We start from the raw sequence: 13,442 nt of genomic DNA, 5'->3' as shown, positions 1-13,442 counted from the left end.
TGTTCGCAGTCCGGGGCAGCGCTACAGCCAGGCGTTCGGTGGTAGGGTTAGCTCCCTGAAGACTATCGATCTGCGGAGAAGCATCCCATGCAAGCCATCAAGCTCAGCCTGCCGGCATCCCTGGACAACCTGAAGGCCGTGGAACTGCCCGACCCGGGCCAGCCCGGCGCCGGGCAGATCCGCGTGCGGATCCATGCCTGTTCCCTGAACTATCACGACTATGCGGTAGTGACCGGTGGTCTGCCCACGGCCGATGGACGAATTCCCATGGCCGATGGCGCCGGTGTGGTGGAGGCCGTGGGCGAGGGCGTCAGCGAGTTCGAGGTCGGCGACGCGGTGGTGTCCTGCTTCTTTCCCCATTGGCATGACGGAGGCCCGGCCATCGCCGACTTCAGCACCACCCCTGGCGACGGCGTCGATGGTTACGCCCGGCAGGTGGTGGTCCAGCCCAGTCACTGGTTCACCCACGCACCCAAGGGCTACAGCCATGCCGAGGCGGCGACCCTGACCACCGCCGGGCTCACCGCCTGGCGTGCACTGGTGGTGGACGGCGGCCTCAAGGCCGGTGAAACCGTCCTGGTGCTGGGCACGGGCGGGGTGTCGATCTTCGCCTTGCAGCTGGCCAAGGCCATGGGCGCGACGGTGATCGCCACTTCGTCCTCGGACGCCAAGCTGGCGCGGGTGCGCGAGCTGGGGGCCGACCACACCATCAACTACCGCACCCAGCCGGAGTGGGGCGCCGAGGTGCTCAAGCTCACCGGCGGGCGGGGCGTCGATCATGTGGTGGAAGTGGGCGGCCCGGGCACCCTGGCCCAGTCCATCACTGCGTGCCGGATCGGCGGGCACATCGCCCTGATCGGCGTACTCACCGGCTGGGCCGGGCCGGTACCCACGGCGGCCCTGATGGCCAAGCAGCAGCGCCTGCAAGGCTTGATCGTCGGTAGCCGCCAGCAGCAGATCGAGATGGTCCGTGGCCTGGAAGCCACCGGCGTCAAGCCGGTGATCGACAGCACTTTCCCCTTGGTCGAGATCGCCAAGGCTTTCGCCCATGAAGCCTCCGGCGCCCACCTGGGGAAAATCTGCCTGAGCCTGTGATGCGTTACCGCAGCCCAGCTCCAGCCTATCGATCGGATCCCCTACGGGTCCGATCCCTGTAGACCCCCCCTTACCCATTACCAGGCAAGAGCCACTTTCGGGTCATAACGATGACCCGACTTGAGCATGCCAAAGGCGCATCGGTGCGATTGTCTCGCCCTGGCGGCCGGCTCTGGTCTAGAGCTGGCCGTCGATGATGGCTGTGGCCACGGCCTGGCGAAACCAGCGAAGGGCGGCGCAGCTGTCGCTGTTGGGATGCCAGTGCAGGGAGACTTCGAACTCCGCCACCGGGAATGGCAGTTCCAATTGCCGCAAACCGCCTTCGAGGGTGAACAGGCGGGCGATCTGCGCCGGCAGCACCGTCAGCAGGTCGGTGCCGGGCAGCACCTTGGGCAGCACCGAGAAGTGCGGCACGTGCAGGCTGATGCGCCGCTTGGCGCCCATCTGCTTGAGTACGTCCTCGATGCTGCCGTGGCCGGTGGTGCGGGTCACGGTGATATGTCGCTCGGCGAGGAACTGCTCCAGGCTCAGCTGGGTGCCGATGCGTGGGTGGCGGTCGCTGAGCAGGCACACATAGCGCTCGCGGATCAGCACCTGGCTGCGGGTGCCGGGCAAGGGCTTACGGCAGATCAGTGCATCGACCTTGGCGCTGCTGAGCCATTCGCCGGCCTGGTCCACTTGCAACGGCAGGACCTCGACTTCGGCTGCGGGCGCCTCCTGGTTCAGGTGCGCCAGGATCAGCGGCAGGAAGCCCATTTCGCCAAGGTCGGAGAGGGCGATGCGAAAGCGCCGCTCGGTGGTCGCCGGGTCGAAGTGCCGGGTGCTGTGCACGGTGTTTTCGATCTGCGTCAGGGATTCGCGAAAGACCGGGTACAGCTCGTTGGCCAGTTGGCTGGGCTGGATACCGTCCCGGGTGCGGCTGAACAGGCTGTCGTCGAACAGTTCCCGCAGGCGCGCCAGGGCGTAGCTGACCGAGGGCTGGGTAACGAACAGGCGCTCGGCGGCCAGGGTCACGCTGCGGGCTTCATAGAGGGTGACGAAGGTACGGATCAGGTTCAGATCGATGTGGCTCATGTTGCCTCATTGATATAGATGGCTCCTATTTCTAGTAGAAATAGTATCGATTTGATCCATTTACTGGTGGCTGCAAGAGTAAATCAGATTCTAAAGAACAGCGGCAAAGGCCCCTATGAAAACCATCCATAGCGCCTCCTACGACATCCTGCGGCAACAAGGCCTGACCACCATGTTCGGCAACCCGGGCTCCAATGAGCTGCCCTTTCTCAAGGGCTTCCCCGAAGACTTCCGCTACATCCTCGGCCTGCATGAGGGCGCGGTGGTGGGTATGGCCGATGGCTTCGCCCTGGCCAGCGGCCAGCCGACTTTCGTCAACCTGCACGCGGCGGCCGGCACCGGCAATGGCATGGGCGCCCTGACCAACGCCTGGTACTCCCACAGCCCGTTGGTGATTACCGCCGGCCAGCAGGTGCGCTCGATGATCGGGGGCGAGGCGATGTTGGCCAACGTCGACGCTCCGCATCTGCCCAAGCCCCTGGTCAAGTGGAGCCATGAACCGGCCTGCGCCGACGACGTGCCCCGGGCCCTGAGCCAGGCGATCCACATGGCCAGCCAGGCGCCCAAGGGTCCGGTTTACCTGTCCATTCCCTATGACGACTGGGCTCGCCCCGCACCGGCCGGGATCGAGCATCTGGCCCGACGCCAGGTGGCCTCTGCCGGGCTGCCCTCGGCGGCGCAGTTGCGTGCCCTGGCGCAGCGCCTGGCGGCGGCGCGTAACCCGGTGCTGGTGCTGGGGCCGGATGTGGACGCCAGCCAGAGCAACCAGCTGGCCGTGCAATTGGCGGAAAAACTGCGCATGCCGGCCTGGGTCGCGCCGTCGGCTTCGCGCTGCCCGTTTCCCACCCGTCACCCGAGCTTTCGTGGAGTGCTGCCGGCTGCCATTGCCGGTATCAGCCACTGCCTGGCGGAGCATGACCTGATCCTGGTGGTGGGGGCCCCGGTGTTCCGTTACCACCAGTATGCGCCGGGGGACTACCTGCCCGAGGGCGCCGAGCTGCTGCACATCACTTGCGATCCCGGCGAAGCGGCACGGGCGCCCATGGGCGATGCGCTGGTGGGGGACATTGCCCAGACCTTGCAGGCCCTGGTCCGGGCGCTGCCGGACTGCGATCGGCCACAGCCCCAGGCCTTGCCGCCGGCCGCTCCGATCGAGGAACTGGGCGGCGTGCTGCGCCCGGAAACCGTGTTCGACGTGATCGATGAGCGGGCGCCCAAGGATGCGATCTACGTCAAGGAATCCACTTCCACCGTCGGCGCCTTCTGGCAGCGTGTGGAGATGCGCGAGCCCGGCAGCTACTACTTCCCGGCTGCCGGCGGCCTGGGCTTCGGCCTGCCAGCGGCGGTGGGGGTGCAACTGGCCCGGCCGGAGCGGCGGGTGATCGCGGTCATCGGCGACGGCTCGGCCAACTACGGCATCACCGCGCTGTGGACCGCCGCCCAGTACCAGGTCCCGGTGGTGTTCATCATTCTCAAGAACGGCACCTACGGCGCCTTGCGCTGGTTCGCCGACGTGCTGCAGGTCAGCGACGCCCCGGGGCTGGATGTGCCCGGCCTGGATTTCTGCGCCATCGGCCGCGGCTATGGCGTGCATTCGGTGCAGGCCAACACCCGTGAGGAGTTCGCCGAGGCCCTGGTCACGGCTCTGGCAGGCAAGCGCCCCATGTTGATCGAAGTGCCGACCCTGACCATCGAACCCTGAGGACCGCCTTGTCGCCGGGCTCTGTGCCTGGCCTTGTCCAGCGCAACCTGCAGACTCACCAGAAGAATAAAAAAGAGGTGGTTATGAACATGACTCCGGTCGCTGCAGCGATGGGCGATGCGCCCCAGTCGGCGCCTCCCCGTTCCACTCGCGTCGATATCGGCACCTTGCTCGACCAGGGTCCCTTCACGGGGATGCAGAGGCTGGTGGTGCTACTGGCGGCGCTGTCCATCGTCATGGACGGCTTCGACGGCCAACTGATCGGTTTCGCCATTCCACTGATGATCAAGGAGTGGGGCATCACCCGCGAGGCCTTCGCTCCGGCGGTCGCGGCCGGGTTGATCGGCATGGGTATTGGCAGTGCCTGTGCCGGGCTGTTCGCCGACCGTTTCGGTCGGCGCATGGCGATCATCGCCAGTGTGTTCGTGTTTGGCACGGCCACCTGCGCCATCGGCCTGGCGCCGAATGCGCTAGTGGTGGCGGTCCTGCGCTTCATCGCCGGGCTGGGCATCGGCGGTGCACTGCCCAGCGCGACCACGATGACGGCCGAATTCACCCCGATGCGCCGGCGCACCCTGGCGGTGACCGCGACCATTGTCTGCGTGCCCTTGGGCGGGATGCTGGCGGGGCTGTTCGCCTCCCTTGTACTGCCGCTGTATGGCTGGCGCAGCTTGTTTTTCGTCGGTGGCAGCCTGCCGCTGGTGCTGGGCCTGACCTTACTGGCGGCGCTGCCGGAGTCACCGCGCTTCCTGGCGCGCCGGCCCCAGCGCTGGAACGAGCTGGGCACCTTGCTCGGGCGCATGGGCCGGCCGATGGCGACGGGGGTGGTCTACACCGATGCCCTGGAGCAGAGGAGTGAGAAGCAGGGCGGTTTCCGTGCCTTGTTCACCCTGGGGTACGGGCGTGACACCCTGGCCACATGGGTGGCCTTCTTCATGTGCCTGACCGCGGTCTACAGCGCCTTCAGCTGGCTACCGACCCTGCTGCTGTCCGAAGGCCTGGAGCTGTCGGTGGCCGGTTCCGGGCTGACCGCCTACAACCTGGGCGGGGTGATCGGCGCGTTGGCGTGCGCGGTGGCCATGACTCGCTGGGGCTCCTTTTGGCCGCTGCTGACCTGCTGCGCCGGGGGCGCGGCCAGCGCCTTCCTGTTGCAGGTGGTGGACATCCACCAGGACACCGGGCTGCTGATCTTCGGCTTCGGGGTGCACGGCCTGTTCGTCAACGCCGTGCAGTCCACCCTGTTTGCCCTGTGCGCCTTTATCTACCCCACCAGCGTACGCGCCACCGGCACCGCATCGGCCCTGGCCTTCGGGCGCCTGGGGGCGGTCTTCAGTGTCTTCGCCGGAGCCCTGGTGATCACCCGGGGCGGGGCCCAGGGCTACCTCATGCTGCTGGGCTCGGTGATGGTTCTGGCGCTGCTGGCGCTGTTGCTGGTGCGCCGGCACATTCCCCGGCGCCTGCCGGGCCAGCCATGAATGCGGCGCGGTTCTTGAACCGGCCGCTCGATCAGGAGGCTCGATGAACATCACCATTCTCGGCGCGGGCGCCATGGGTTCGCTGTTTGGCGGCCTGCTGGCGGAAAGCGGGCAGCAGGTGATCCTGCTGGACATCGACGACGCGCACCTGGCGGCGATCCGCAACGACGGCCTGCTGCTGGTCACCGACAGCGGCGAACGGCGCATTACCGGCTTGAACGCCTGTCGCCCGGAACAGGCCACGGGGCACCCCGACCTGTTGCTGGTCTTCACCAAGACCCTGCACACCGACAGCGCCTTGCGTAGCGTTGCCGGGCATATCGCCGGGCACACCCGGGTGCTGACCCTGCAGAACGGCCTGGGCAATGCCGAGGCGCTGTCGCGGCATGTGGCCCCGCAGCAAGTGCTGATCGGCATGACCCTCTGGCCCGCCGACATGGTCGGGCCTGGCCAGGTGCAGTCTCATGGCCAGGGCATGGTCCGGGTGCTGGCCCTCGATAGCCGCGAACGCCAGGCCAGTCAGGAGGTCGCGGCAGTGCTGGACGGCGCCGGGTTGAACTGCGCGGTGGACCCCGAGGTGTGGACGTCGATCTGGGAGAAGGTGGCCTTCAATGCAGCGCTGAACAGCCTGTGCGCGGCCACTGGCTGCACCGTCGGCCAGTTGGACGCGGCGCCGGAAGGCGTAGCCCTGGCCCGAGCCATTGTGCTGGAGGTGGTGGCGGTGGCCCGGTCCCAGGGGATAGTGCTGGATGCCCGGCGCTGCCTGGACAGCGTGGCCTTGGCTATCGCCAACCACCGCACGCACAAGCCGTCGATGCTGCAGGACGTGCTGGCCGGAAGGCCTACGGAAATCGGTGCGATCAACGGCCAGGTACTGGCCCGGGCGCGGGAGGCGGGTGTGGCCGTGCCCCACACCGAAACCCTGCTCGGCCTGTTGCGCCTGATCGAAAAGCGCATCGTCGCACCGTAGGAAGTGGTCCGTATTGTGCGAGCCATCGGTGTATGAATGCTGTTCTTTAAGGAGATTCTTCATGAGTGAGTCCAACGCGGCGTATCGCGACCTGCATCTGCAACCCATCGCCGGACAGTGGCGCGCCGGTGCCGCCGGCAAGACCCTGGCGGTGACCAATCCGTTCGACGGCGCTCTGCTGCTGGAAGTGGCCCAGGCCAACCGCAGCGACCTGGACGCCGCCTACGCCAAGGCCGCCCAGGTGCAGCCGCAATGGGCGGCCCTGGGGCCATCGCAGCGCGCCGCGGTGCTGCATCGGGCGGTGGCGATCTTCGACCGGCGCCAGGAGGAAATCGTCGACTGGATCATTCGCGAATCCGGCAGTACGCGGATCAAGGCCCTGGCCGAGTGGGGCGCGGCGCGGGCCATCACCCTGGAGTCGGCGTCCTTCCCGGCGCGGGTCCACGGGCGGATTGTCGAATCCGATGTGCCGGGCAAGGAAAGCCGGGTCTACCGCAGTGCCCTGGGGGTGGTCGGGGTGATCAGCCCGTGGAACTTCCCCCTGCACCTGACCCAGCGTTCCCTAGCCCCGGCCCTGGCCCTGGGCAATGCAGTGGTGGTCAAGCCGGCCAGCGATACCCCGGTGTGCGGTGGCCTGCTGCTGGCCAGGATCTTCGAGGAAGCGGGCCTGCCCGCCGGGGTGTTCAGCGTGGTGGTGGGGGCCGGTAGCGAGATCGGCGATGCCTTTGTCGAGCACCCGGTGCCGGCGTTGATCACCTTTACCGGCTCGACCCCGGTGGGGCGCGGCATCGGCCGTATCGCCAGTGGCGGCGAACACCTCAAGCATGTGGCTCTGGAGTTGGGGGGCAACAGCCCGTTCGTGGTGCTGGACGATGCCGACCTGGAACAGGCGGTGAACGCCGCAGTGTTCGGCAAGTTCCTGCACCAGGGGCAGATCTGCATGGCGATCAACCGCATCATCGTCGATGAGCAGCTCTATGACGCCTTCGCCCAGCGCTTCGTGGCCCGGGTCAAGCAGCTCAAGGTGGGTGATCCCCAGTCACTGGACACGGTGATCGGCCCAGTGATCAACGCCCGCCAGTTGCAGGGCCTGCAGGCCAAAATCGCCCTGGCCCGGGAGCAGGGCGCCGAACCTTTGTACGAGGGCGGACAGAACGGCAACCTGCTGGCGCCCCATGTGTACGGCGAGGTGCGTGCCGACATGGACCTGGCGCGCAATGAAATCTTCGGCCCGCTGGTGGGGTTGCTGCGTGCCCGGGACGAAGCCCATGCCCTGGAGCTGGCCAACGACAGCGAATTCGGCCTGGCCAGCGCGGTGTTCACCGGCAACCTGGAGCGCGGAGTGAACTTCGCCCGGCAGGTGCACGCCGGCATGACCCACATCAACGACGTGCCGGTGAACGATGAGGCCAACGCACCCTTCGGTGGCGAGAAGAACTCCGGGCTGGGACGCTTCAACGGCGACTGGGCGATCGATGAGTTCACCCGGGACCACTGGATCAGCCTGCAACACCGGCCGCGCCAGTATCCCTTCTGATCCGGCGCCCTGAGTAACGCCCGTCCACCCGGGCCCGTCGTGAGTGGACGGGCTGTTGTCTGGATCAGCGCAGCGCTCCCTAGCCCATCGCGGGCAAGCCTCGCTCCGACCCTTTCCTTCACTGATCGACATGGCCGGCCTGTCGAGGCACGGCTGCGCCTATGAAAAGCGCAGAACCATAATGCTGTCGGCCGAGGGCCGGGCTTCTCGAACGCTGCCTGGTCAACGGCCGGGGCACGTGGACCGAGGCGCTGACGCGTGGGCATGCCAACGCCGCCTTGCGCTATGCCGGGATCTTCGGTTCAGCGCTGGTCCAGGCTCCGCTCCAGGCGCCGGATGCCTTCTTCCAGCAAGGCTCGCGGGCATCCGAAGTTCAGGCGCACGAACTGCTGGCAATCGTCGCCGAATTCCAGCCCGGCACTGAGGCCGACCTTGGCTTGCTTGAGGAAAAAGGCGTGGGGGTCGTCAAGGCCCAGGGCGCTGCAATCGAGCCAGGCCAGGTAGGTGCCTTGCGGTGCGTGCATATGGATGCCCGGCAGGCGGGTGCGTACCGCTTCGAGCAGGTAGTCGCGGTTGCTTTGCAGGTAGGCGATCAGTTCCTGGCGCCAGGCGTCGCCCTGGATCAGCGCGGCGTGGGTGGCTTCCAGGCCCAGGGGGCTGACGCTGTCCACCATGCCGGCGCGGGCGTTGTTGAAGGCCAGGCGGATGGCCGGGTCCTGGACGATGGCGAAGCAGGTCTTCATGCCCGCGACGTTGTAGGCCTTGCTGGCCGACATCAAGGTGATGGTGCGCCGGGCGATCTCCGGGCCGAGGGTGGCAGTGGGAATGTGCCGGCGACCGTCGAAGCACAGCTCGGCGTGGATCTCGTCGGACACGATCAGCGCGCCCTGTTCCAGGCAAGCCTCGGCCACCGCTTGCAGTTCTTCCCGGGGGAAGACCTTGCCCAGGGGATTGTGCGGGTTGCTCAGGAGCAGCGCGCCGGCGCCCTGCAGGGCCTGGCGCAGTTCGGCCATGGGTGTGGTGTAGGTGCCGTCGGCGGTGGCCTGGAACGGCACCTCGATCTTGCGCAGTTGCCAGTTGCCGGGAGCCAGGCGCAGCGGGCGGTAGTTGGGGGTCTGCACCACCACCTGCTGGTGCGGCTTGACGAAGGCGCGCAGGGCCATGTTGAAGCCCGGCTCGACCCCGGGCAGGAAGATCAGCTCATCCGGTCGCACGCGCCAGGCGTACTTGTGCCACAGGTCGGCGACGACCGCCGCGCGCAGTTCGTCGCGGGCCACGCTGTAGCCCAGCAGCGGATGCTCCAGGCGCTGGCGCAGGGCGTCGATGATCTCTGGCGCCGCGGCGAAGTCCATGTCCGCCACCCACATCGGCAATACGTCCTCGGGGTAGCGGCTCCACTTGGTACTGCCGGTGCCGTGGCGTGGGTGCAGGGTATCGAAGTCGTAGCTCATGGGCGGGTCTCGTCGGCTTGCAAGGCAAAGGTGCAGAGATTCTAGCTGGCTTGTCCTGCATTGGGCATGGCCCTGGGGGACGCGCACAAGGCAGCTTTTCCCTTGCCTGTGCCTCATAAAAACCTCGTTTCGCGAGGCCTGGGGTTCGGCGAACAATGAGCCCGGCATGCGCCTGTCCCCTGATGTGGGGCGTGCTGGCGATGCACTAGCGATCGGTTTGTTCTTCCTACAAAAACAACAGGGAGCAAGCGATGAATTGTCCTTCGAACATGACCTGGCCGGCCCCTGCGCCCGGGCCCCGGGACACTTCCAACGAACCGGGCCATGGCGCCCGCGGCAACACCGCCAGGGCCTCGTCGCCCTCGGTACGGCACTGAACGAGCTTGCTCTTGCCTGGCGCGGTACCGCCCGTGGCTACGGTCGTTGCCAGGCTCATGCGGTGCGGGTTCGTGCGGGCGGACCGGCTTATTCGAGGATGGGTACATGTCCAATATCTTGCGTTGCGGCGTTGCGTGGTCGCTGCTGGTGCTGTGCACTGGCGTGGCGGCCGAACCGCGGAACCTCACGGTCATCTCCTTTGGCGGTGCGACCAAGCAGGCCCAGGAACAGGCGTACTTCCAGCCGTTCGAGCAGAGTGGCGCGGCCCGGGTGGTGGCCGGCGAATACAATGGCGAACTGTCGAAGATCAAGGCCATGGTCGAGGTCGGCAAGACCAGCTGGGACGTGGTCGAGGTGGAGAGTCCTGAGCTGTTGCGCGGTTGCGACGAAGGGCTGTTCGAGCCCCTGGACTTGGGCCAGTTCGGTGACCCCGGGCAGTTCGTGCCCGGCACCCTGACCGAGTGTGGCGTAGCGACCTATGTCTGGTCGATGGTGATGGCTTTCGCTCCGCAAAAGCTGGCCATGGCGCCGGAGTCCTGGGCCGATTTCTGGAATCTCAAGGATTTTCCGGGCAAGCGTGGCTTGCGCAAGAGTGCCAAGTACACCCTGGAGATTGCCCTGCTGGCCGACGGCGTACCACCCGCGCAGCTGTACCAGGTGTTGGCTACCCCGGAGGGCGTGAGCCGGGCTTTTGCCAAGCTCGACCAGATCAAGCCGTACATCCAGTGGTGGGAAGCCGGCGCCCAGCCGCCGCAATGGCTGGTGGCCGGGGACGTGGCGATGAGCGCCGCGTACAACGGGCGGATCGCCATGGCCCAGAAGGAGGGCATGCAGTTGAGCATCCTCTGGCCCCAGAGCCTGTACGACCCGGAGTACTGGGCGGTGGTCAAGGGTTCGCCGAACAAGGCCCTGGCCGAGCAGTTCATCCGCTTCGCCAGCCAACCCGAGGCGCAGAAGGTGTTCTCGCAGCACATCCCCTACGGACCGGTGCACCGCCAGGCCCTGGGGCTGCTACCGCCTTCGGTGCAGCGGCAGTTGCCCACCTATGAAGCCAACTTGCAGGGCGCACGGGCGGTGGATGCCGGCTTCTGGGTCGACCATGGCGAGGACCTGGAGCAGCGTTTCAACGCCTGGGCCGCCCGCTGAGCGAGCGCACCCTGGTTGGCAGGTTCAGGGCAAGGGATAGCTGCCGGGCACCAGCAGTTGTCGGTCGACCTGCTCGATCCGGGTGTGGCCGCAAAGCGCCAGGGTCAGGTCCATTTCCCTGGCGATGATCTGCAAGGCCTGGCTGACCCCGGCCTGGCCCAGCGCACCGAGGCCATACAGGTGGGCCCGACCGATCATCGCGCCCTGGGCGCCCAGGGCCAGGGACTTGATCACGTCCTGGCCGCTGCGGATGCCGCTGTCGATCCAGACCTCGGCCTGGCCGTCAACGGCGTCGACGATGGCCGGCAGCATGGCGATGCTCGACGGTGCGCCATCGAGCTGGCGCCCGCCGTGGTTGCTGACGATCAATGCGTCGGCGCCGCTGGCCACTGCCAGGCGGGCGTCCTCCACGTCGAGGATGCCCTTGAGGATCAGCGTGCCGCCCCAGCGCTGCTTGATCCACTGGATGTCGTCCCAGCTCAGGCAGGGATCGAACTGCTGGTAGGTCCACTCCGCCAGTTGGCGCATGTCGTGCACGCCGGTGACGTGGCCCATGATGTTGCCAAAATGCCGACGCCGGGTGCCCAGCATGCCGGCGACCCAGCGTGGCTTGCCCAGCAGGTTCAGCAGGTTGGCCAAGGTCGGCCGGGGTGGGGTGCTGAGGCCGTTCTTCAGGTCCTTGTGCCGTTGCCCGCTCAGTTGCAGGTCGAGGGTCAGCACCAGGGCGTCGCAACCGGCGGCCTTGGCCCGGTCGATCAGGCGACCGACGAAGTCGCGGTCGCGCATCACATACAGCTGGAACCAGAACGGCGCGGCCGTGGCCTCGGCCACGTCCTCCAGGGAGCAGATGCTGACCGTGGACAGGGTGTAGCGGATGCCCGCAGCTGCTGCGGCTCGGGCCGCGAGGATTTCGCCATCGGCGTGGACCATTCCCGCCAGGCCGGTGGGGGCGATGGCCAGGGGCATGGCCATGTCGACGCCCAGCCTGTGTACCTGCAACGAGCGATTGTCGATATTGCGCGCTACCCGTTGACGCAGCTTGATTCCTGCGAAGTCGGCCTGGTTGGCGTGGTAGGTGCTCTCGCTCCAGGAGCCGCCGTCGACATAGTCGTAGAACATCCGTGGCACCCGGCGTCGGGCCAGCCGGCGCAGGTCTTCGATGCAGGTGATGATGGGCATGGCGCACTCCTGTGTGATGGATCGCAGCAGACTAGTGCGCCGGGCCAGGAGCGTTGCGGAAAACAATTCCCGGCGTGCGGGCGTTTTTTTCCCGGAGCCGGTAAGGGCTGTTTCAGCCCTGGGCGTGGGCGTTGCCCTGGGCCACGGCGTCACGGCAGATGCGTTGCAGCCAGTGGGCCAGTTCCCGGGCGGCGGGCGAGGGCAGGGGGATGTCCAGGGTGTAGTGGTAGGACGGTGGACTGCTGATTTTCCCGAGGATCACCAGGCGTCCCTGGGCCAGCCAACTGCGGGCCAGGGACGGCCGGGCCAGCACCACGCCTTGGGCATTGGCCGCGGCCTCCAGCAGCATGCCCAGGTCCAGCAGGGTCGGCCCCTGGTCGGGTTCCGGCAAATCCAGGCCGGCGGCCTGCAACCAGGGGCGCCAGGGTTCTAGGGGCGAGCGCAACAACGGCAGCCGGGCGAAATCCGCCGGCAGTTGCAGAGGGCGGAAGCGGGCGAGCAGGGCGGGAGCGGCCATCGGCAGCAACTGTTCGTCGAGCAAGCGCCTGGCTGCTGGCGCGTCGAGACTGTCGCCACGGACCTCGAGGTCGCACTGGCCATTGCTGATGTTGGACAAGGGCGCCGAGAGCTGGATCTGCAGGTCGATCTGCGGATGGCCCCGGCTATGTTCGTCAAGACGCGGGATCAGTACTTGGCGGGCGAAGGTCGGCGGGCTGCACAGGATCAACCGCTGCTTGCGCTGCACGGTGCGCCGGTGCTGGGGAATGTCCAGCAACTGTTGCAGCACCGGTGCTACCTGTTCCAGGTACAACTGGCCGTCGGCAGTAAGCCGCAAGCTACCGCCCTGGCGCTCGAACAGGCTCAGCCCCAGCAATTGCTCGAGCCCGGCGATGCGCTTGCGCAGCGCGCTGCCCGTCAACGCCAGGACCTCGGCCGCCTGCTCGAAGCTCTTCAAGCGGGCGGCACTCTCGAAGGCCAGCAACGCATCCAGGGAGGGCAGGCGATAGTCGTTGGGAGCCTTCATGGGAATTCCTTCAGGGTAGCCAGCAGCGGATCTTACGGGGTGGTGCGATGCAGGGCGAGCAATGCCCGGGGATGTATGGGATCATCCGCCCCTGGCCATGGCGCGGGGAGTGGATGCTTCCAGCCCGAAAAGCCTTAGAAATGCCTCGCTAGAAAAAATATCGAATAAGAGTTGCCAGGACTGGAAAACACGTCCATAATTGCGACCATTCCTCAGCGAGGAAACGGAAAAACTCTTTATAAATCAACAGGTTAAATAAAGAGTTGGGAGATTAAAAAGATCTCCAGGCCGTTCCAGTTTGTGCGTGTTCAGTGTTGTTTTTCAGGTGCTGGACATTTGGGGCCGAGTAGCAAAATGGTTATGCAGCGGATTGCAAATCCGCCTACGCCGGTTCGATTCCGACCTCGGCCT

General features: G+C 66.6%; 11 protein-coding genes and 1 tRNA gene. 7 read left to right on the top strand and 5 right to left on the bottom strand.

The window, feature by feature from the left end; all coding sequences use genetic code 11:
* The first annotated feature begins 87 nt into the window (after positions 1 to 87).
* The gene (locus H7A76_RS29860) at positions 88 to 1,095 is read left to right on the top strand and encodes an NAD(P)-dependent alcohol dehydrogenase (RefSeq protein WP_185701833.1); all 1,008 of its coding nucleotides are present in this window, start codon (positions 88 to 90) and stop codon (positions 1,093 to 1,095) included.
* A 177-nt stretch (positions 1,096 to 1,272) separates the two neighbouring features.
* Here the strand turns inward: H7A76_RS29860 and H7A76_RS29855 are convergent, their stop codons facing one another.
* Positions 1,273 to 2,169 carry a LysR family transcriptional regulator gene (locus tag H7A76_RS29855; protein ID WP_185701832.1) on the bottom strand — a complete coding sequence of 299 codons (897 nt, stop codon included), beginning with the start codon at positions 2,167 to 2,169 and terminating at the stop codon, positions 1,273 to 1,275.
* Positions 2,170 to 2,284: 115 nt separating this feature from the next.
* Here H7A76_RS29855 and mdlC point away from each other — a divergent pair, with 115 nt between their 5' ends.
* The 4 genes from mdlC (at position 2,285) to H7A76_RS29835 (ending at position 7,853) form a co-directional block, all read left to right on the top strand.
* Positions 2,285 to 3,871, top strand: coding sequence for a benzoylformate decarboxylase (mdlC, locus tag H7A76_RS29850; RefSeq protein ID WP_185701831.1), 1,587 nt, complete (start codon positions 2,285 to 2,287; stop codon positions 3,869 to 3,871).
* An 83-nt stretch (positions 3,872 to 3,954) separates the two neighbouring features.
* Entirely contained in the window at positions 3,955 to 5,346 is a 1,392-nt protein-coding gene (locus H7A76_RS29845; RefSeq protein ID WP_185701830.1) for an MFS transporter, read from the top strand.
* A gap of 43 nt (positions 5,347 to 5,389) precedes the next feature.
* Positions 5,390 to 6,316: a ketopantoate reductase family protein gene (locus tag H7A76_RS29840; RefSeq protein ID WP_185701829.1), complete on the top strand. Its 927-nt coding sequence runs from the start codon at positions 5,390 to 5,392 to the stop codon at positions 6,314 to 6,316.
* Positions 6,317 to 6,377: 61 nt separating this feature from the next.
* Positions 6,378 to 7,853 (top strand): aldehyde dehydrogenase family protein, encoded by a 1,476-nt coding sequence (locus tag H7A76_RS29835; protein ID WP_185701828.1) that lies wholly within the window; start codon positions 6,378 to 6,380, stop codon positions 7,851 to 7,853.
* A 302-nt stretch (positions 7,854 to 8,155) separates the two neighbouring features.
* On the opposite strand, the gene H7A76_RS29830 is transcribed toward H7A76_RS29835, so the two are convergent.
* Together H7A76_RS29830 and H7A76_RS29825 are read right to left on the bottom strand one after the other, a co-directional pair.
* Positions 8,156 to 9,304: a MalY/PatB family protein gene (locus H7A76_RS29830; protein WP_185701827.1), complete on the bottom strand. Its 1,149-nt coding sequence runs from the start codon at positions 9,302 to 9,304 to the stop codon at positions 8,156 to 8,158.
* A gap of 226 nt (positions 9,305 to 9,530) precedes the next feature.
* Positions 9,531 to 9,740, bottom strand: a complete 210-nt coding sequence (locus tag H7A76_RS29825; RefSeq protein WP_185701826.1) for a hypothetical protein — start codon at positions 9,738 to 9,740, stop codon at positions 9,531 to 9,533.
* Positions 9,741 to 9,787: 47 nt separating this feature from the next.
* Between H7A76_RS29825 and H7A76_RS29820 the strand changes: the two genes are divergently transcribed.
* The gene (locus H7A76_RS29820) at positions 9,788 to 10,828 is read left to right on the top strand and encodes an ABC transporter substrate-binding protein (protein ID WP_185701825.1); all 1,041 of its coding nucleotides are present in this window, start codon (positions 9,788 to 9,790) and stop codon (positions 10,826 to 10,828) included.
* A gap of 24 nt (positions 10,829 to 10,852) precedes the next feature.
* On the opposite strand, the gene H7A76_RS29815 is transcribed toward H7A76_RS29820, so the two are convergent.
* The gene (locus H7A76_RS29815) at positions 10,853 to 12,007 is read right to left on the bottom strand and encodes an alpha-hydroxy acid oxidase (protein WP_185701824.1); all 1,155 of its coding nucleotides are present in this window, start codon (positions 12,005 to 12,007) and stop codon (positions 10,853 to 10,855) included.
* Positions 12,008 to 12,119: 112 nt separating this feature from the next.
* Positions 12,120 to 13,031 (bottom strand): LysR substrate-binding domain-containing protein, encoded by a 912-nt coding sequence (locus H7A76_RS29810; protein ID WP_185701823.1) that lies wholly within the window; start codon positions 13,029 to 13,031, stop codon positions 12,120 to 12,122.
* Positions 13,032 to 13,371: 340 nt separating this feature from the next.
* On the opposite strand from H7A76_RS29810, the gene H7A76_RS29805 reads away from it, so the two are divergent.
* Positions 13,372 to 13,442 (top strand) — tRNA-Cys (locus H7A76_RS29805).

This window comes from Pseudomonas sp. MSSRFD41 (assembly GCF_014230245.1).
Taxonomy (GTDB): Bacteria; Pseudomonadota; Gammaproteobacteria; order Pseudomonadales; family Pseudomonadaceae; genus Aquipseudomonas; species Aquipseudomonas piscis.
This window is presented reverse-complemented; position numbering and strand designations above follow the sequence as displayed.